Origin of the sequence: Actinomadura opuntiae (assembly GCF_030283205.1) — a bacterium.
Taxonomy (GTDB): domain Bacteria; phylum Actinomycetota; class Actinomycetes; order Streptosporangiales; family Streptosporangiaceae; genus Spirillospora.
On sequence record NZ_JASNWF010000008.1, the window covers coordinates 1 to 18,361 of the forward strand.

The following is an 18,361-nucleotide window of genomic DNA, read 5'->3' on the forward strand; positions in this document are numbered from 1 at the left end:
GCGAACCCCAGAGCAGCCAAACCTCAGAAGAAAATCCCAGCAAACGATCCCGAAGGACCGTATTGCCTCAAAGAAATCCCCACCATCCCCGAAAAACGAGGACGGCCACGGGGCGATCCGACCTATAAAGCCGGATCGATAAAGGCACTGGCTTTTAACACGCTGTTGAGTTCTCAAGAAACGGACACCCACCGTGCTGGTCCCGCTTTCGCGTTTCCCGCCCCGGGGCGACTGCTCTTACTTTATCAGATCCGCTCGGAGTGTCAATTTCCGGGCTTTTCCGATTGCCTTTCCGGTCCGCTTGCGCGTCCCTTCCGGGCGGTGACTCCATTTCATCAGATCCGGCTCGATTCGCAAAATCGGGCCCTCTCCGACGCCACCACGTCACGGCTGGCACGGCAAAGCCGCGTCGGCTGCTGAGTGGTGGTTTCCCCATCGGCCGGCCGCCGCCATGCGGGCGTCCTGCATCCGTGAGGGGGACGAGGGATTAACTTACGTGGTCCGCGCGGCGTCGTCAAATCGGCGCGCGGGACCGCGTGGCGTCACCGGGGCGACGGGGCCGTCGAGGGAATGGATCTTCCTGCTCCTACGCTCTGTCCGTCACCGAGGAAGGGACGGGTATGAGCGACAAGGGACGCGCACTGGTGCTGGGCGGCGGAGGGGTCGCCGGCATCGCCTGGCTGAACGGGGTGCTGGCCGGCCTCGCCGAGGAGGGCGCGGACGTGACCGGCGCCGACCTGCTGGTGGGCACGTCGGCGGGTTCAGCGGTGGCGGCTCAGGTCGGGAGCGGGCGGCCGCTGAAGGAGCTGTACGCCCGGCAGGCGGATCCGGCGTTGCAGAACCGGGAGCTGGTGCCGACCGGGGTGTCGGTGAGCACGGTCATGGAGACCTGGATGGAGCTGGCCTACGAGCACCAGGGTGATCCGGCGGCGGTGCGGTCGGGGCTGGGGGCGCGGGCGCTCGCGGCCGACACGGTGCCGGAGGCGGAGCGGCGCGCGGTGATCGAGGAACGGCTGCCGTCGCACGAGTGGCCGGAGCGCAGGCTTCTCGTGACGGTCGTGGACGCGCTGACCGGTGATCTGCGGGTGCTGGACCGCGATTCCGGGGTGGAGCTGGTGGACGCGGTCGCCGCGAGCTGTGCGGTTCCGATGATCTGGCCGCCGGTGACGATCGACGGCGTGCGGTACGTGGACGGCGGCGTGTACTCGCCGACCAACCTCGCCCTGGCCGCGGGATACGAGCGGGTGCTGCTGATCGCGCCGATGGAGGACCCGTATCTGCAGGACGAGATGGCGGCTGTGACGGAGGCGGGCGCGCGAGTCGAGGTGATCCGGCCGGACGAGACGTCCCAGCAGGCCTTCGGCGCCGACCCGCTGGACCCGGCGACGCGGACGCCGGCGGCCGAGGCGGGTCTCGCGCAGGGCAGGGCGGCCGCCGCGGGCATCGCCGCCTTCTGGAACTGATCCACAGCGGCCCGCGGCGGGCGGTCGCACACCGCCGCGGGCCCGCGGGCCAGGTCAGGACGTGGTGGCCGGCTCCGCAGGCGGGACGGCGGCGTCCTCCGCTGGGGGCGTGCGCGTGAAGATGTTGAACACCAGGTTCAGCACGATGGCGCTGATGCTGCCGATGGTGATGCCACTGTTGAGGATCGCGGCGACGTCCTTGGGCATGTTCTCGCCGAACTGCGGGACGACGGTGGGCAGCAGTGCGAGCGCGATGCTGACGGCGACGACCAGGGCGTTGCGCTCCTGTCGCAGGTCGACCTTGGCGAGGGTCTGGATGCCGACGACGGCGACCATGCCGAACATCGCGACGGCCGCGCCGCCGAGGACGTCCGGTGGGATGGACGCGACGTAGGCGGCGGCCTTCGGGAACAGCCCGAGGACGATCATGATGGCGCCGGCCGCGACGACCACGAACCGGCTGCGCACCCCGGTGAGCCGGACGAGCCCGACGTTCTGCGCGAAGCAGGTGTAGGGGAAGGCGTTCAGCGAGCCGCCGAGGAAGGTCGACAGGCCGTCGGCGCGCAGCGCGCGGGTGATGTCGGCGTCGGTGACGTCCTTGCCGACGATCTCGCCGGTTGCCTTGGAGTCGCCGACGGTCTCCACGACGGTGACCATCATGACCAGCAGCATCGCGATGATCGGGCCGATGTGGAACGTCGGGGCACCGTAGTGGAACGGGGTGGTGACGCCGAACCAGTCGGACTCGCCGACCTGGTCGAAGGCGGTGTCGCCGAGCGCGTAGGAGACGACCGTCCCGCCGACGAGTCCGAGCAGCACGGCGATGCTGCTGAGGAACGGGCGCCGCAGCCGGTAGAGGGCGATGATGAACAGCAGCGTGCCGCCGGCGTAGACCAGGTGCTTCCAGCTGCCGAAGTCCTTGCCGGCGGCCTTCGCGGCGGCGCCTCCGGCGGCGTCGGTGAGCGCGTTCGGCAGCAGCACCAGGCCCATGATCGTCAGGACGGTGCCGGTGACGAGCGGCGGGAAGAACCGCAGCACCCGGCCGAGGAACGGGGCGGCGACCAGGGTGACCAGGCCCGCGGTGATGGTGGCGCCGTAGATCGCCAGCAGCCCGGCGGTGGCGTCGTGGGCGCCCTGCCCGATGGCGATCATCGGCGCGACGGCGGTGAACGTGACGCCCTGCACGATCGGCAGCCGGATGCCGATCCTCCAGATGCCGAGCGACTGGACGATGGTCGCGATCCCGCAGGTGAACAGGTCGGCGTTGATCAGGTAGACGAGCTGCTGCGGGGACAGCCCGATCGCGCCGGCGACCAGGATCGGCACGACGACGGCGCCGGCGTAGAACGCCAGGACGTGCTGGAAGCCGTAGAGCGCGAGCTTGGGGGCGGGGAGCACCTCGTCGACGGGGTGCCGGCGCGGTCCTTCTTCGGGCATGCCTGCTTGCCTTCCGGGGGTGGGTCCGACCAGGTGGACGCCCTGATCACGACGGCAGAAGATACCGGTGCCGCGCCCCGGACCCGATGCCCGGCCCCGCCCCCGGCGGCGCTAGGCGGGGTCGGTGAAGGCGGGCGGGCGCTTCTCGAAGTAGGCGCGGACGGCCTCGGCCTGGTTGGGCGAGCCGCGCAGGGCGCCGAGTTCGCGGGATTCCTCGAGGTACTGGCCGGCCAGGTCGCCGCCCTCGGCGGCGCGGTTGAGCAGCCGCTTGGCGGTGCGGATCGCGTCGGGGCTGCTGCAGGCGATCTGGCGGGCCAGTTCCAGCGCCGCCGCGCGCGGGTCCTCGGCGGTGCGCGTCGCCAGCCCGAGCCGGACGGCCTCGTCCCCCGGCACCATGCGTCCGGTGAACGTCAGCTCCTTGGCCACGTCCTCGCCGACGAGGCGCAGCAAGGCGGCGGTGCCGGTCATGTCGGGCACCAGCCCCCACCGGATCTCCAGCACCGACAGCTTCGCGTCCGGCGCGACGATCCGGATGTCGGCGCCGAGCGCGATCTGGAACCCGCCGCCGAGCGCATGCCCGTGCACGGCGGCGATGACGGGTTGCGGCAGCTCGTGCCAGGTGTGCACGGCCTGCTGCCCCAGGTTGGTGATGCGGCCGGGCTCGCGGTCGGTGATGTCGGACAGCACGCGCTTCTGCCGCTCCCCGCCGGATCCGCCGGTGCCGTCGCCGGACGGTGCGTCCCCGGCCATCGCGGCGAAGTTGGCGAAGTCGAGCCCGGCGCAGAACGCGCGCCCCTCCCCCGACAGCACGACGGCCCGCACGGAGGAGTCGGCGGCGAGCGCGTCGCCGGTCTCGGCGAGCGCCTCGAAGGTCGCGAGGTCGAGGGCGTTGAGCTTGTCGGGACGGTTGAGCCGCACGTCGGCGACTCCCTCGTGGACGTGGACGGTCACGCGGTCGGTCATGCCGGTTCCCTTCGTAAGCGCGGCCTTACATGCCCGATCATCTCAAGAGACGTCCCTGATGACCGCATTGCCCGCCGATGATCAGGTCACGGGGACGATCCGCGCGCCGGTCAGCCGGCCGCCGTCGATGTCGAGCAGGCCGATCGTGCCGTGCGGCTGGCGGCGCCGGTCGGTGGGCGAGCCGGGGTTGAAGATCCGCACGCCGTCGCCGGTCTCGTCCATCGGAATGTGGGAGTGCCCGAACACGACGAGGTCGGCGGCGGGGAACCAGCGCCGCATCCGGGCCGTGCGGCCGCGGGCCTGGCCGCTGTCGTGGACCATCGCGACCGCGAGGCCGCCGAGGTCGAGTTCGAGGCGCTCGGGCGCGCCCCACTCGGCGACGTCGGGGCCGTCGTTGTTGCCGAGGACGGCGTGCACGGGCGCGTACTGGGCGAGTTCGTCGAGGACGGAGGCGACGCAGACGTCCCCGGCGTGCAGGATCACGTCGGCGCCGCGCAGGTGCTCGGCCACGCGCGGCGGGCACGTCTTCCAGCGCCGGGGCGCGTGGGTGTCGGAGACCACCACCGCTCTCACCCCGCCATTGTCCGACGCCGCGCGCCGGCGTCCGGCACCGGGGGGTCAGGACGCGGGGCGGACGCGGCCGAGCTTGCCGGGGTTGAGGACGGCGAACAGCCCGTGGACGCGGCCGTCGCGGACGTCGAACGCGGTGAGCTGCTCGTGGCCGCCGATGCGCGTCCAGATCGCGGGCGCGCCGTTGGCCTCGACGATCCGGACCTCGCCGAAGCCGTAGCGGGACCGAAGCCCGGTGATGAACGCGGCGACCGCGTCGCGGCCCACGACGGGGCGGAGCGCGGCGCGGACCTTGCCGCCGCCGTCGTTCCAGGCCACGACGTCCTCGGCGAGCAGGTCGGTGAGGGCGGCGAGGTCGCCGCCGCGCGCGGCGTCGAGGAACCGGCCGAGCAGTTCGGTGTGGTCGGTGGTGGACGGCCGGAACCGCTCGCGGCCCTCCGCGAGCCGCGCCGCCGCGCGGCGGTGGTGCTGGCGGCACGTCGCGGCGGGGATCCGGACGATGCCGGCGATCTCCTCGTAGGGCAGTTCGAACGCCTCCCGCAGCACGAAGACGGCGCGTTCGGGCGGCGACAGCCGTTCCATCATGTGCAGGGTCGCGTAGGCGAGGGTGTCGGCCATCTCGGCGGTCTCCAGCGGCCCGAACGCGGCGGCGGACACCGGTTCGGGCAGCCAGGGCCCGGTGTAGGCCTCGCGGGTGACGCGGGCGGAGCGGAGCTGGTCGAGGGCGAGCCGCGACACGATCGTCACCAGGTAGGCGCGGGGCGTCTCGACCCCGGCGGGGTCGGTCCGCGTCCACCGCAGGTAGGCCTCCTGGACGACGTCCTCGGCGTCCCACATGCTGCCGAGCAGCCGGTAGGCGAGCCCGAGCAGCAGCGGGCGGTGCTCCTCGAACGCGCCGGCGGCGCCTCCCCGCGGGTCCATGCGGACGATCATGCCGCGTCGGGGGCGGCGGCGCCGGTCCCGCCGGCCTCGATGCCGTCCGTCCAGCTCGGGTGGCGGGGGCGCCAGTCGAGGCGGAGCCGGGCGCGGGCATTGTCGGCGCCGCGCAGCCCGTTCATGAACGCCACGCCCCAGCCGCCGACGGCGAGCCGGGCGAGCGCGGCGGGGGCGCGCTTGGGCGCGGGGGCGTCCAGCATCCGGGCGTAGCGGGTGAGGAAGTCCGCCATGGTGACGGGCGTGTCATCGACGATGTTCAGGACGCCGGTGACGTCCTTGTCGAGCGCGGCGACGATCGCGGTGGCGGCGTCGTCGGCGTGGGTGAACGACAGGACGGCGTGGCCGCCACCGACGACCGGCACCTTCCCGGCGCGGACCTGGGCGGTGAACGACCCGTCGGGCGCGAAGGCGGAGCCGGGCCCGTACAGGTGCCCGAACCGCAGGACGAGGCCGTGCTCGTCGGCGGTCGTCCTCTCCAGGTCGATGAGCGCGGACAGGACGGGCGCGAACTGCCTGGGGGTGCGCTCGGTCCACAGCGGCGCGTCCTCGTCGGCGAGACCGCCGGCGGGCTGGTAGGCGTAGGCGAGGCCCTGGGCGAGGACTCGGGCGGTGCCGGCGTCGCGGGCGGCGTCATAGAGGTTGCGGGTGCCCTCGGTGCGCAGCCGGTTGGTGAGCGCGAAGTCGCGGGCCAGGTGCTTCGGGTCGGGTGCGGCGGGGATGGCGGTGAGCAGGTTGACGACCGCGTCGGGCGCGGCCTTGCGGACGGCGCGGGACACCGCGTCCCGGTCGAGCGCGTCGGCGGCGAGGGTGCGGCCGTCCGGGCCGCGGCCGGAGCGCGACAGCCCGATCGGCTCGTGGCCGACGGCGTCGAGCAGCGGCATCAGCCGGCGGCCGATGACTCCGGTGGATCCGGCGACGAGAACGCGCATGACGGCTCCTGACGTCCGTCCCGGCGCGGGGCCGGGGAAGGTCGGTTACGGCATCAGGACGGGCCGGGATCGCCGGGCGTGACAGCGCCGGGTGTGATTCAGGGCACATGTCCGAAACCGGGTGATCTATCCACTCCGGGATCTGGACACCGGTCGGAAACAACTGTAAGCGCCGTGTCATGAGCCACCGCTGACCTGCGGGGTTAGGCTCGAAGTCCTCGCGCATCGTCCGCGGGATCCGGCCGAACGCCCCCGGCCGCTCCGGCACGGCGACCCAGCACCGCGAGGATCAGGGGGCGGCCGGGCGCCGAGGTGGAAGACCACTCCCTTGCACCGGCCCCGGGGCCCGGCCGCCGCCCCTGACCGGCTAGGAGGTCAGGTACAGCTTGCGGTCGAACGTCCCGGAACCGGGAGTGCTCTCGCCGCGGCCGATCGCGGCGCCGCTGCCGGTGCCGCTGGACGGGCAGAGCCCGCTGCTGCCGGACTCCGGGACGAGCTGGATCGCGTCGGACTTGCCCTGCAGGTCGTCGTCGGGCAGCGGCCGGTTCGGGTTGTCGCGGTTGTAGACGTCGAACGTCAGCCCGTCGGAGCCGCCGGTGCGGAAGCCGTAGATGCACGTGACGGTGAGGCCGAGCACCTGCCCCTTGAGGGTGATCCGCAGGTTCCCGCCGATGGCGATGACGCCGTCGCGGCCGCCCTGCACGGGGTCGTAGGTGAGCTGCCCGGACCGGTCGGACACGCCGCCGAGGTCCAGGTCGGTGGCGGGCGAGCTGAACCCGTTGGAGGTGTGGCACGCGCCGATGGAGGCGGCGGTCAGCTCGCCGGCGCCGGCGGAGGTGGTGGTGCCCTGCAGCCGCGCGCTGTCGCAGGTGCCGGTGACGTTCATGCCCAGGAAGCTGGTGGAGAAGTTCAGCGCGCCGACGGTGGAGATCTGCCAGTTCCCGGCGTAGGGCGCGCCGGTGGCGGTGTCCTGGCGGACCGTGGTGGTGGCGGCGGACGCGGGTCCGGCCGCCAGGGCGAGCGCGGCGCACGCGGCGGCCGCCGGGACGGCGAGCCGGGCGAGCGGGACGGGTCGGGCGGGAGCTTTCACGGGGTTTCCTCCTCGGAGAGGGTTTCCTGCCTCCGCGCGCGGGGGCGCCCGCGCGCGGCCCCCTGCGCGCGGCCGGCGGACGCCCGCCGTGACCGCGCCGATCACCATTTGTTCATACCCGAGTGATCCCGGAAAGCAAAGAGCGGATCGGAAGGCCGCCCGCATTTCATCGGATTCCGACAAGGAATAGAAGATGATCACTCATCTGGCCGTGGGTCGGAGCCCTGCGGCCTTGTTCTCCGCTCCCATCTTATAAAGCGAGCCGGAATTGGAACGGTCGCGGGGAGGAAATTCCCCGCGACCGCGGAACACCCGTGGGATGGCGCGCGGCCGGGCTGGGAGGTACGGACGGACCCGGCCGCGCGCCTGGTCTCAGCGGAACACGGGCTTCATCGCGTACACGCGGTTGGGCTTGTTGTAGCCGACGAACACGCGGGATCCGCGGCCTGCGGGCGCGACGGCGAGGCCCTCGCTCTCGCCCGTCAGCGGGATGGCGATCGCCTCCAGGATCGTGCCGGACCGCTCCAGGACGGTGATCGTGTTGTTGGTGTAGTAGAGGACCTTGTCGCCGGACATTTCCAGTCCCTGCGGAACGCCCTGGTAGGCGAGCGGGAACGTCGAGCGAACTTTCCCGTCCAGGTCCGTGAAGGCGAAGACGAACGGGCCGTTGTCCCCCGGTCCGGCGTGGACGAGCAGCCCGTCCCGCTTGTTGTCGACCGCGACCAGCCCGGAATTGCCGAGGGAGCCGAAGTCGATGGTGCGGACGATGCGGGGCTCGCCCGTCCAATCCACCACGTTCACCTTGGTCGGGTTGGTGCCGCCGCCGGTCGCGACGTAGAGCAGGCCGTCGCGGTCGCGGACGCCGACCTCGGCGGCGTGCCCGACCTCGAGCGGCGCGCTCTCCTTGAGCTTGGTGCCGTCGCGGTCGTACTCGCGGATGACGCCCTTGCCGCCGCCCACGTCGAAGCCGATGTAGAAGCGGCCGCGCCGGTAGGCCAGGCCCTGCATGTTGCCGGTGTCGGGGACGTCGAAGACCAGGTCGAAGGTGTAGGAGCGGGCGGCCGCGGCGGCGGGACGGGCCGTACCGGCCAGCGCGGCGGCGCCGGCGAGCGCGGCGGCGCCCGCGTAGCCGATGGCCGCGCGGCGGGTCAGTCCGATCTCGCCGGGTCCGGATGGGTGCATCGTGCCTCCTCTGGTGGGGGGTTGCGCGGGGAGTCTCGGGAGCGGCGCAGGAGGGGTCAGGCCGGGCGGGGGAGGTCGAGGACGCCGGGGTTGGCGCAGTGCAGGAGCGGTTCGCCGCGCAGGTGGCGGCCGACGTCCTCGGCGATGATGCGGGCGGCGTTCGCCGCGGTCTGCTTGCTGGCGCCCGCCAGGTGCGGGGTGACGATGATGTTCGGCGTGGTCAGCAGCCGCGAGCCGGCCGGGATGGGCTCCTCGGGGAAGACGTCGAACGCGGCGGCGAACAGGTGCCCGGACTCCACCGCGTCGCACGCGGCCTCGTAGTCCAGCAGCGATCCGCGCGCGCAGTTGACGATGATCGAGCCCGGTGCCATCGCGGCGATCTGCGCGGCGCCGATCATCCCGGTGGTCTGCGTGGTGGCGCGGGCGTGCAGCGAGACGATCTGCGCGCGCGCCAGCAGCTCGTCCAGCGGCACGAGCTCGGCGACGTCGGCGAGGTCGCCGAGGTCGTCCAGGTACGGGTCGTGGACGAGGACCCGCGCGCCGAGCGCGGCCAGCATCCGGGCGACGCGGCGGCCGACGGCGCCGCAGCCGACCAGGCCGACGGTGCTGCCGAGCAGCTCGACGCCGACGTCCTCGTAGCGGTAGTAGTCGCCGCGCCACTGGCCCGCGACCAGGTCGGCATGGGTCTGCGGGATCCGGCGGACGGCGGCGAGGATCAGCCCGAGGGTGTGCTCGGCGGTGGCGCCGGCGTTGCGGCCGGGCGCGAAGCAGACCGCGACGCCGTGCTCGGTGGCCGCGTCGAGGTTGGCGTTGACGGGCCCGCCGCGGCTGATCCCGAACAGCTCCAGGTCGGGGCACGCCTCCAGGACGCGGCGGGTGAGCGGCGCCATCTGGGTGACGCAGACCCGGGCGCCGCGCAGCGCCTCGATGAGCCGCTCCTCGGTGCCGGACGCCTCGTCCACCTCGGCGACCCGCCCGAACGGCTCGACCGGCCACGGCAGCGTGAGCTCGGCGAACTCCAGCTCGCCGGGGGCGGCGGCGCGCAGCGCGTCGATGAACAGGCGGTTGCGGACGAACAGGTCACCGGCCGCGAGGACGCGGGTCGTCATTGCAGGCTCCAGGGAACGAGCGATCCTTCGATCGCGGTGTTGAACTCCAGGAGGGCGGCCTCGCCGTCCCGGAGCCGGATCTCGGTCAGGGCGCAGTTGCCCAGCGACGGGAACCGCCGCCGGTAGTCCTCGAGCGGCATCCCCAGCAGCCGGCACAGCGCGAGCCGCAGGGCGGTGGAGTGCGCGACGACCAGGACGCGGCCGCCGGGATGCCGTCCGGCGATGTCGTGCAGGCAGGCGGTGAAGCGGTCGGCCGCGGCCCGCGGGTGCTCGCCGCCGGGCAGGTGGCCCGCGACGGGGTCGGCGTGGAAGGCGCGCAGCGCGTCGGGGAACGCGCGCGCCATCTCCTCGCGGGTGAGGCCCTCGCCGCGGCCGAAGTCGAGTTCGCGCAGGCGCGCGTCGACGACGGGGTCGGTGCCGATCGCCTTGGCGGCCGGCTCGGCGGTGATGCGGGCGCGGCTCAGGTCCGAGCACCAGACGGCGTCGGGACGGGCGGCCTGCGCCCACGCGCCGAGCAGCCGCGCCTGCTCCAGGCCGCGCGGCGTCAGCGCGACGTCGCTGGTGCCGGCGTAGCGGTTGTCGCCGTGCCATTCGGTCTCGCCGTGGCGGACCAGGACGAGCCGCGTCATCGGGCCGTCCTCGTCCGCGCGTGGGCGGCGGTCGGGGCGGGGAGCCATCCGCGTCCTTCCAGTTCGTCGACCATGCGCAGGTAGGCGTCGTCGAACCGGCCGGCGTTGCCCGGGCTCGGGTCGACGGTGGCGGCCACGGCGACCATGGACGCGGCGACGTCGGCGACGTCGCGTCCCGGGGACGCGGCGAGGACGGCGGCGCCGAGCGCGGGTTCGGCCTGGCGCGGCAGGAGGACCGGCCGGCCGAGGACGTCGGCGCGCAGCCGGCACCAGTACCGCGACTTGGCGGCGCCGCCGGTGAGGGTGAGGTCGCCGCCGGTCGGGGCGCCGAGCAGGTCGAGGTGGTCGAAGCAGAGCCGCTCGATGAAGGCGACGCCCTGCAGGACGGCGGCGTAGGCGTCGGCGTCGTCGCCTGTCGCGCCGAGGGTGAACCCGCGGGCGTCGGGCGCGACGAACGGGAACCGCTCCCCCGCGCCGACCAGCGGGTAGGTGAGCGCGGCGGCGGGTTCGCGGGCGGCGGCGCGGCGGTCGAGGTCGGCGAGGTCGCGGCCGGGGAAGTCGCGAGTGAGGGCGCCCGCTCCGGTGCTGGACGCGCCGCCGGGAAGCCACCGCCCGTCCGGCGCCTTGTGCGAGTACACGACACCGAACGGGTCGTGGACCAGGTCGTCGGTGACGCCCTTGAGGACCAGCGTGGTGCCGAGGACGGAGTTCCACGAGCCGGCGGTGAGGCGGCCGGTGCCGAGCTGGGCGGCGCAGCCGTCGGTGGCGCCCGCGATCACCGGCGTGCCCTCCGGCAGGCCGGTCGCGGCGGCGGCGTCGGCGCAGACGGCGCCGAGCGGGGTGCCGGAACGTTCCAGCTCAGGGAGCAGCTCCGCCGGGACGCCGAGCGCGTCGAGGACGTCCGCCGGCCAGGTCTCGGCGACGAGGTCGGCGCCGGTCTTGAGGGCGTTGCTGAGGTCGGCGGCGACGGGATGGCCGGTCAGCCGCCGGTTCACGAAGTCGGCCTGGTGCGCCAGGCGCGCGCCGTCCGGCAGGGCCGGGCCGTTCTCCAGCAGCCACAGCAGCTTGGGCAGCGCCCAGGCGGGCTGCATGCGCTGGTAGCCGAGCCTGCGCCACACCTCGCCGCCGGCCTCGTTGATCTTCTCCACCGCACCGGCGGCGCGGGTGTCGTCGTACATCAGCGCCGGGGTCAGGGGCCGCCCGTCGCGGTCGGTCAGCAGGACGGTGCCGGACGTGGCGTCCACCGCGACGGCCTGCACCGCGCCCGCCGGGACGCCGCGCAGCGCTTCGCGGCAGGCCGCGCCGACGGCCGTCCACCACTGCTCCGGGTCCTGCTCGTGGCGCGGGCCGTCGCGCCGGCCCGACAGCGGGGACGCCCCGCTGCCCGCGACGTGCCCGGTCGCGGTGACGGCCAGGGCGCGGACGCTCTGCGTCCCGAGGTCGACGCCGACCCAGACAGGTTCGGCGGTCACCGCTCGCCTCCGCGCTCGCGCATCGCGGCGAGCGTGGGCCAGGCCGGCGCCGTGGCCTGACGGACGTCCAGGAAGTCCTGGTACGCCTGCGCGTAGTGCGCGGCCCGGACGGGGTCGGGGTCGTAGACGTCGCCGGGCCGGACGTACCGTTCGGCCGCCTCCCGGGCGTCGCCGGCGCGGCCGGTGGCCAGCAGCCCGACGATGAACGCGCCGCGCGCGCCCGCCTCGGTGTCGGCGGACCGGACGACCGGGACGCCGGTGACGTCGGCGAGCATGCCGAGCCAGAACGGGCTCGCCGAGCCGCCGCCGTTGACTCGCAGCTCGGTCGGGCGCGTCCCGGCCGCCTCCAGGCAGTCGCGGACGACCAGGCTGAGCCCTTCCAGGACGGCGCGGGCCAGGTCGGCGCGGTCGTGCTCGACGGTGAGCCCGTGGAAGGCGCCGCGCGCCCTCGGGTCCAGGAACGGGGCGCGTTCGCCCGCGGGCGACAGGTAGGGCAGGAACACCAGGCCGCCTGCGCCGGGTGCCGACTGCGCCGCCAGGACCGCCAGCGCGGAGGGGTCGTCGCCGAGGCCGAACATCCGGCGGGCCCAGTCGACGACCTGGCCGCCCGCGAGCGTCGGGAACGCCCGCAGCCATCGGTCCGGCAGGCCCATCGCCACCGTGAACCCGGAGGGCTCGCCGTCCAGGCGCGGCTCGTCCACGACCATCTCGGTGCACAGCGTGGTGCCGAGGATCGTGCACGCCTGCCCGGTTCCGACCGCGCCCGCGCCGATCGCGGTGGAGGCGATGTCGTAGGGCGCGAGGACGACAGGGATCCCGGCGGCCAGGCCGAGCGTCTCCGCCGCGTCCGGCGTCAGCGGGGCGGCCCGCTCGTCGTCGCCGAGCAGGTCCGGCAGCAGCGGGCGGGCCCACTCCATGCCGTAGAGGCGGAGCAGGTCGCTCGAGTAGGCGCGCTCGCGGACGTCCATGAACGGCGCCGAGGCGTCGGAGGAGTCCGCCGCGATCCGGCCGGTGAGCCGCGCGAAGATCCAGCCGCCGCAGGTCAGGGACGTCGCGGACCGCGCGAGCCGGTCCGGGTCGTGCGCGCGCAGCCAGCTGAGGATCGCGTTGGGCAGCCCCGGGAACGGCAGCGACCCGTTCGCCGGGAACGCCTCGGCGATCACGCCCGCGCGCGCCCACTCCTCGACGACCGCGGCGGCGCGGCCGTCGTTCCACAGGATCGCCGGGCCGGTCGGCGCCCCGGCGGAGTCGACGAGCCAGCAGCCGTCGCCCTGCGCGGTCAGCGCGAGCAGGTCGACCTCGGCGCCCAGCGCGGTGACCTGGGCGGCGGCCTCACGCACCGCGCCCGCCACCGCGTCCCAGACCTCGCCCATGTCCTGCTCGGCCCGGCCGGGCGCGGGCCGCGACACGGCGGTGGGCCGGCGGACGACGGCCAGCTCCGTGCCGTCCTCGGCGTACCCGACCGCCTTGATCATCGTGGTGCCCGCGTCGACGCAGACGACCGCCATCAGCTCTCCCGTGGGGTGCGGAAACAGGGGGTCATGCGCGGCCGTGCGTCCGCCGCGACCGGCGGGCGACCGAGTCCAGCGCCACGGCCAGCAGCAGCACCGCGCCGGTGACCATGAACCGGTAGGAGGAGTCGAGGTTCAGCAGCGTCAGGCCGCTGGAGATCGACTGGATCACGACGATGCCGAGCAGCGCGGCGAACGCGTTGCCGCGCCCGCCGAACAGGCTCGTCCCGCCGATGACGGCCGCCGCGATCGCGTTCAGGTTCACGTCGCCGCCGCCGCTGCTCTGGTTCGCCGCCGCCAGCCGGGCCGCCGCGAGGATCCCGCCGACGGCGGCGAGCGTCGTGCACACCACGAACGCCGAGGTGTAGATCGCCTTGACGTCGATGCCGGCGCGGCGGGCCGCCTCGACGTTGCCGCCGACCGCGTACACCGACTTGCCGTACTTCGTCCGGGACAGGACGTAGTGCATCGCCAGGACGAGGCCGAGGAACAGCACGAACATCCAGCCGACGCCGCGGTCCCGGCTGAGATACCAGACGGCGACCGCGAGGCCCACCAGCAAGACCGCGCTGCGCAGCACCAGTGTCTGCTCGGTGGTGGCGGGCAGGCCGGCCTTGCGGCGCGCCGCCGCCCGCGCGTGGCCCGTCCAGTACAGCGCGCCGGCGCCCACCGCGGCGAGCGCGTACGCCAGCCACGGCGGGACGAAGTCGAGCTGCGCGAACGTCACCAGCCACGAGTCGAACGGCAGGTTGATCGAGCCCTTCGCCCCGAGGATCCACAGCTGCAGGCCGAGGAAGCCGAGCAGACCGGCGAGGGTGATGACGAAGCTCGGCACCCCGAGCCGGTTGAACACCTGCGCGTAGAACCAGCCGATCAGGCAACCGGCGGCCGCCGCCGCGACGATCGCGACCACGGCGGGCATCCCGTGGTCGACGAACAGCACCGCGGTGACGGCCGCGCTGAGCCCGCTGACGGACCCGACCGACAGGTCGATCTGCCCGACCAGCAGCATGAACACCACGCCGAGCGCGATCACCCCGACCGGCACGCACTCCATCGCCAGGTTCACCAGGTTCGCGCTGGACAGGAACACCGGGTTGAGGACCTGCATGACGGTCCAGATGACCACCAGGCCCGCGACGACCGGCCACACGCCGAGGTCACCGCCGCGCACCCGGTCCGCCATGCCGGTGAGGGTGGCGCGCAGGCCCCGGTCCTGCGGCTCCTCGGCCGGCGCCCGCTCCACCGGCGGCGCCGTGGTGAGGTCACTCATCACCGTCCCCCTTCGTCATCGCGACGGGCTCGCCGTCCTCGGCGGGCTCGCCGCCGGCATCGGCATCGGCGCGGGCCTGGTCAACGGGCGGGCGGCCGCGCCGAGAGCGGCGGCTGACGACGTTGTCGGTCGCGCCGGTGATCGCCGCGACCAGGTCCTCGGCGGACGTCGTCTCCGCGTCGAACACGCCGTTGTTGCGGCCGAGCCGCAGCACCGCCACGCGGTCGGCGACCGCCTTCACGTCCGCCATGTTGTGGCTGATCATGATGACGCCGAGGCCGCGCTCGCGGAGCCGCTCGATCAGGTTCAGCACCTCGGCGGTCTGCGCGACGCCGAGCGCGGCGGTCGGCTCGTCCAGGATGATGACCTTCGGGTCGCCGAGCAGCGAGCGGGCGATCGCCACCGTCTGCCGCTGCCCGCCCGACAGCGCCGCGACCGGCGCCTCCACCGACGGGATCTTCGCCGACAGCTGGCGCAGCAGCTCCCGGGAGCGGACCTCCATCGCCACCTCGTCCAGCCGCAGCGCCCGCAGCTCGCGGCCGAGGAACAGGTTCTCGATGACGTTCAGGTTCTCGCAGAGCGCGAGGTCCTGGAAGACGGTCGCGATGCCGAGCTGCTGGGCCGCGGCCGGGCTCGGCACCGTCACCTCCCGGGACTGGAAGGTGATGGTCCCCGCGTCCGGCGGGTGCACCCCCGACAGGACCTTCACCAGCGTGGACTTGCCGGCGCCGTTGTCGCCGACGAGCGCGACGACCTCGCCCGCCGCGACGTCCAGGTCGACGCCGGTGAGCGCGGCGACCGCGCCGAAGGACTTGCTGACCCCGCGCAGCGACAGCAGCGCGCCGTCCTTCGCGGCGGCCGGGGCGGGGGCCGTTGGGGTGGGCGTTGGTGACATGACCGACCTTCGTGGCTCGTTGCTTCGTGCCGTGCCGCTGCCCGGCGCTACCTGATACCGAGCTGGGTGCAGCCCGCGGCGTACTCCGCCGTGCAGACCTGCGACGCCTTCAGCGCGCCGCCCGGCCCGAGCAGCACCGTGGCGATGTTGTCCTTGGTGACCACGGTCGGGGTGAACAGCTCCGACGGGGTGTTGAACAGCGTGGCGTTCGCCTTCGGCTTGTCGCCCTTGACCAGCGTGTACGCCGCCTCCGCCGCGGCCTCCGCGACGATCTTGATCGGCTTGGAGATGGTGTTGTACTGGTCGCCGTTGACGATCCGCTGCGCGGCGGCGAGCTCGGCGTCGTTGCCGGTGACCGGCGGCACCGGCTTGCCGGCCGCCTTGAACGCGGCGACGCTCGCCCCGCCGGTGCCGTCGTTGGCGGCGACGACGCCCGCGATCTGGCCGCCGAACTTGCTGATCTGGCCGCTGACCCAGTCCTGCGCCTTGGCCGGCTCCCAGCCGGGGGTGTCGTACTCGGCGAGCAGCCTGAACCCGGACGGGTCGACCGCGCTGTGGATGCCCTTCTTGATCAGGTTCGCCGCGGCGTCCGTCGGCGAGCCGTTGACCTCGAGGATCCCGCCCTTGGCCTTGGTCTGCTTCAGATGGTCGACCAGCGACTGGCCGATCATCGCGCCGATCTTCTCGTTGTCGAAGGAGACGTAGAAGTCGGCCTTGGCGGCGGGGATCGGCCGGTCGTAGGCGATCACCGCGACCTTGCGGGACTGCGCCATCCGGACGATGGAGGCGGCCGCGGCCGAGTCCACCGGGTCGATCACGATGGCCTTGACGCCCTGCGCGAGCACCGAGCTCGCCTGCTGCTGCTGCTTGGAGGCGTCGGCCCCGGCGTTCTGGTACAGCACCTGGCAGCCGCCGCACAGCTGCTTCGTCTTCGCCTTGAACAGCGGCGCGTCGTACAGCTCGTAGCGGGTCGAGGCGATGTCGGGCATGAGGAACGCGATCTTGGCGTTCTTCGCGTCGCCGCCGGTCGAGCCCGCGCTCTTGGACGAGCAGGCCGCGGCGGGGGCGAGCACGGCCAGGGCCGCGCCGGCCGCGGCGGCGGCCCGGAGGGAAAGCTTCTTCACTGAGGTCTCCTCGGTGCTGCGCCCGCGATGAAGGGCGGCCGATCCAGCGCGGCGGCCGTCCGAGCCGGGGCTGCGCGGGCCGTCGCGGAGAGAACGTAACACCAGCAACGTTAGAAGTGTCAATACTGCGACGTTAATTAACATTCGCCGACGTGACGCGGTCGCCGAAAGGCAGCGGAAATGCGCAGGTCACAAGTCGATATCGACAGCGGACGACCCCTTGGCGGCAGGGGCCGATCCGGGATCGGTTCTAACATCGCCCATCACACGCGGGCGGGCGGAGCCGGCCCTCAGGCGCGCGCGGCGACCTCGTACTCGACCTTGTGCCGATCGAGCTCGCGGAGCGCGGCGGCGGAGGCTCCGTCGTCGGTGATGACGCGCTCGAACTCGCCGAGCGGCGCGACGCGGTGCAGCGCGGTGCGCCCCAGCTTGGTGTGGTCCACCAGCAGGACGTTGCGCACGGCGCTGCGCAGCATGGCCCGCTTCACCACCACGACCCGCTGCTCCTGGTGGCAGGCGTTGCCGGCCGAGACCGCCGAGGTCGACACGAAGCACATGTCCACCTGCAGCGACTCGATGGCCTCGACGCACGAGACGCCCATGAACGAGTTGTGCAGCGGGTCGTAGTCGCCGCCCAGCGCGATCAGCCGGACGCCCTGCACGGGGGCCAGCAGGTTCAGGCAGTCGAGGAAGTTCGTGACGATCGTCAGCGGGCCGGCGTCCTTGATCCGGCGGGCGAGGGCGAGCGCGGTGGTGGAGTCGTCCAGCATGATCGCCATGCCGGGTTCGACCAGCTCCGCCGCCGCGGCGGCGATGGCGTCCTTCTCCTCGCGCATCGACTTGCCGCGGTAGGCGACGCTGCTCTCGAAGACGCCCGAGCGCTGCGCGGTGACCCCGCCCCGGTACTTGCGGACGATGCCCTGCCGCTCCAGCTCGTCCAGGTCGCGGTGGATGGTCATCAGGCTGACCCCGAACCGCTCGACCAGCTCCGCGGCCGTCGCCGAGCCCTGCGCGAGCACCGCCTCGGCGATCGCGTCCTGGCGCTGCGCGGGCCCCCGCCGCTGCCGGTTGCTCATGCTGCGCTCCTCCGTCCGGACGCCGCGGCCGCGGCGGGTCGAGGGGAAGTTAACATCACCGGTGTTAAGAGCTCAACCCACGCTGTCATTCCCCGCCGTGGCCGGCAGCCCCGCCGCGCGCCATGCCTTGAAGCCGCCGACGACGTCGGTCGCGCGGGTCAGGCCGAGGTCGTGCAGCGACGCGGCGGCCAGGCTGGAGGTGTAGCCCTCCGAGCAGAACACGATCACGCGCACGTCGTGCCCGGTCGCCTGCGGCAGCCGGGCGTCGGACCGCGGGTCGAACCGCCATTCCAGGACGTTGCGCTCGACGACCAGCGCGCCGGGGATCTCCCCCTCGGCGGCCCGCTGCGCCGCCGGGCGGATGTCCACCAGCAGCGCGCCGTCGCGGGACTCGGCGTGCGCCGTGCGGGGGTCGAGCCGTTCCAGCCGCCCGCGCGCGGCGTCGAGGATCTCATCGATGGTGCGAGGCATGCCCCCAAGGATGGCATCAGATTTCCTACTGAGCCAGTTGGCAATGGCCGTGGGCGTCCACCACGAGGTGTTCAGGGCCCGGCCTGTGGAACGGGGCCGCCTGACCGGCTGGCCTCCGGTTGCGGCGCGTTGGCAAGGGCGGGCGGCGGTGAGGTTCCTTACGGTTCGTTTCCTGTCAAACGAGGTAAGGAAGGACAGTTAGCTGTACGACGCACATGTCAGAAGGGACAT

The 18,361-nt window shown here is 73.4% G+C and carries 18 protein-coding genes; 2 read left to right on the forward strand and 16 right to left on the reverse strand.

Features of this window, described 5'->3' with window-relative positions; genetic code table 11:
• On the forward strand, positions 1-420 hold a 420-nt coding region (locus tag QP089_RS18130), incomplete at its 5' end, for a hypothetical protein (RefSeq protein WP_285912825.1).
• A 200-nt stretch (positions 421-620) separates the two neighbouring features.
• Entirely contained in the window at positions 621-1,463 is an 843-nt protein-coding gene (locus QP089_RS18135; protein ID WP_285912826.1) for a patatin-like phospholipase family protein, read from the forward strand.
• A 54-nt stretch (positions 1,464-1,517) separates the two neighbouring features.
• Here QP089_RS18135 and QP089_RS18140 read toward each other — a convergent pair whose 3' ends face one another.
• The 16 genes from QP089_RS18140 to QP089_RS18215 all read right to left on the reverse strand — a co-directional run bounded on the left by QP089_RS18140 (position 1,518) and on the right by QP089_RS18215 (position 18,130).
• Positions 1,518-2,900, reverse strand: coding sequence for a nucleobase:cation symporter-2 family protein (locus QP089_RS18140; protein WP_285912827.1), 1,383 nt, complete (start codon positions 2,898-2,900; stop codon positions 1,518-1,520).
• Positions 2,901-3,011: 111 nt separating this feature from the next.
• Positions 3,012-3,863 carry a crotonase/enoyl-CoA hydratase family protein gene (locus QP089_RS18145; protein ID WP_285912829.1) on the reverse strand — a complete coding sequence of 284 codons (852 nt, stop codon included), beginning with the start codon at positions 3,861-3,863 and terminating at the stop codon, positions 3,012-3,014.
• Between the two features lie 81 nt (positions 3,864-3,944).
• Positions 3,945-4,436 (reverse strand): metallophosphoesterase family protein, encoded by a 492-nt coding sequence (locus tag QP089_RS18150; protein WP_285912830.1) that lies wholly within the window; start codon positions 4,434-4,436, stop codon positions 3,945-3,947.
• 45 nt (positions 4,437-4,481) lie between these two features.
• Entirely contained in the window at positions 4,482-5,354 is an 873-nt protein-coding gene (gene sigJ / locus QP089_RS18155; RefSeq protein ID WP_285912831.1) for an RNA polymerase sigma factor SigJ, read from the reverse strand.
• Between the two features lie 8 nt (positions 5,355-5,362).
• On the reverse strand, positions 5,363-6,298 hold the full coding sequence (locus tag QP089_RS18160) for an NAD-dependent epimerase/dehydratase family protein (protein WP_285912832.1): 936 nt from the start codon (positions 6,296-6,298) through the stop codon (positions 5,363-5,365).
• Between the two features lie 367 nt (positions 6,299-6,665).
• Entirely contained in the window at positions 6,666-7,388 is a 723-nt protein-coding gene (locus tag QP089_RS18165; protein WP_285912833.1) for a hypothetical protein, read from the reverse strand.
• A 372-nt stretch (positions 7,389-7,760) separates the two neighbouring features.
• Positions 7,761-8,570, reverse strand: coding sequence for a hypothetical protein (locus tag QP089_RS18170; protein ID WP_285912834.1), 810 nt, complete (start codon positions 8,568-8,570; stop codon positions 7,761-7,763).
• Between the two features lie 56 nt (positions 8,571-8,626).
• On the reverse strand, positions 8,627-9,679 hold the full coding sequence (locus tag QP089_RS18175) for a 2-hydroxyacid dehydrogenase (protein WP_285912835.1): 1,053 nt from the start codon (positions 9,677-9,679) through the stop codon (positions 8,627-8,629).
• Positions 9,676-10,308, reverse strand: coding sequence for a histidine phosphatase family protein (locus QP089_RS18180; RefSeq protein WP_285912836.1), 633 nt, complete (start codon positions 10,306-10,308; stop codon positions 9,676-9,678). Before QP089_RS18180 ends, QP089_RS18175 begins: the two co-directional genes overlap by 4 nt.
• On the reverse strand, positions 10,305-11,780 hold the full coding sequence (locus QP089_RS18185; protein ID WP_285912837.1) for an FGGY-family carbohydrate kinase: 1,476 nt from the start codon (positions 11,778-11,780) through the stop codon (positions 10,305-10,307). Before QP089_RS18185 ends, QP089_RS18180 begins: the two co-directional genes overlap by 4 nt.
• The gene (locus QP089_RS18190) at positions 11,777-13,288 is read right to left on the reverse strand and encodes an FGGY-family carbohydrate kinase (protein ID WP_285912839.1); all 1,512 of its coding nucleotides are present in this window, start codon (positions 13,286-13,288) and stop codon (positions 11,777-11,779) included. Before QP089_RS18190 ends, QP089_RS18185 begins: the two co-directional genes overlap by 4 nt.
• Before the next feature lie 31 nt (positions 13,289-13,319).
• Positions 13,320-14,564: a sugar ABC transporter permease gene (locus QP089_RS18195; RefSeq protein ID WP_285912840.1), complete on the reverse strand. Its 1,245-nt coding sequence runs from the start codon at positions 14,562-14,564 to the stop codon at positions 13,320-13,322.
• Positions 14,557-15,459 (reverse strand): ATP-binding cassette domain-containing protein, encoded by a 903-nt coding sequence (locus tag QP089_RS18200; RefSeq protein ID WP_285912841.1) that lies wholly within the window; start codon positions 15,457-15,459, stop codon positions 14,557-14,559. The genes QP089_RS18195 and QP089_RS18200 overlap by 8 nt, the downstream gene beginning before the upstream one ends.
• A gap of 47 nt (positions 15,460-15,506) precedes the next feature.
• A complete protein-coding gene (locus QP089_RS18205) occupies positions 15,507-16,583 on the reverse strand; it encodes a substrate-binding domain-containing protein (RefSeq protein WP_285912842.1) in 1,077 nt (358 codons plus the stop codon).
• Between the two features lie 290 nt (positions 16,584-16,873).
• The gene (locus QP089_RS18210) at positions 16,874-17,659 is read right to left on the reverse strand and encodes a DeoR/GlpR family DNA-binding transcription regulator (RefSeq protein ID WP_285912843.1); all 786 of its coding nucleotides are present in this window, start codon (positions 17,657-17,659) and stop codon (positions 16,874-16,876) included.
• Positions 17,660-17,731: 72 nt separating this feature from the next.
• A complete protein-coding gene (locus QP089_RS18215) occupies positions 17,732-18,130 on the reverse strand; it encodes a rhodanese-like domain-containing protein (RefSeq protein ID WP_285912844.1) in 399 nt (132 codons plus the stop codon).
• Positions 18,131-18,361 lie beyond the last annotated feature (231 nt).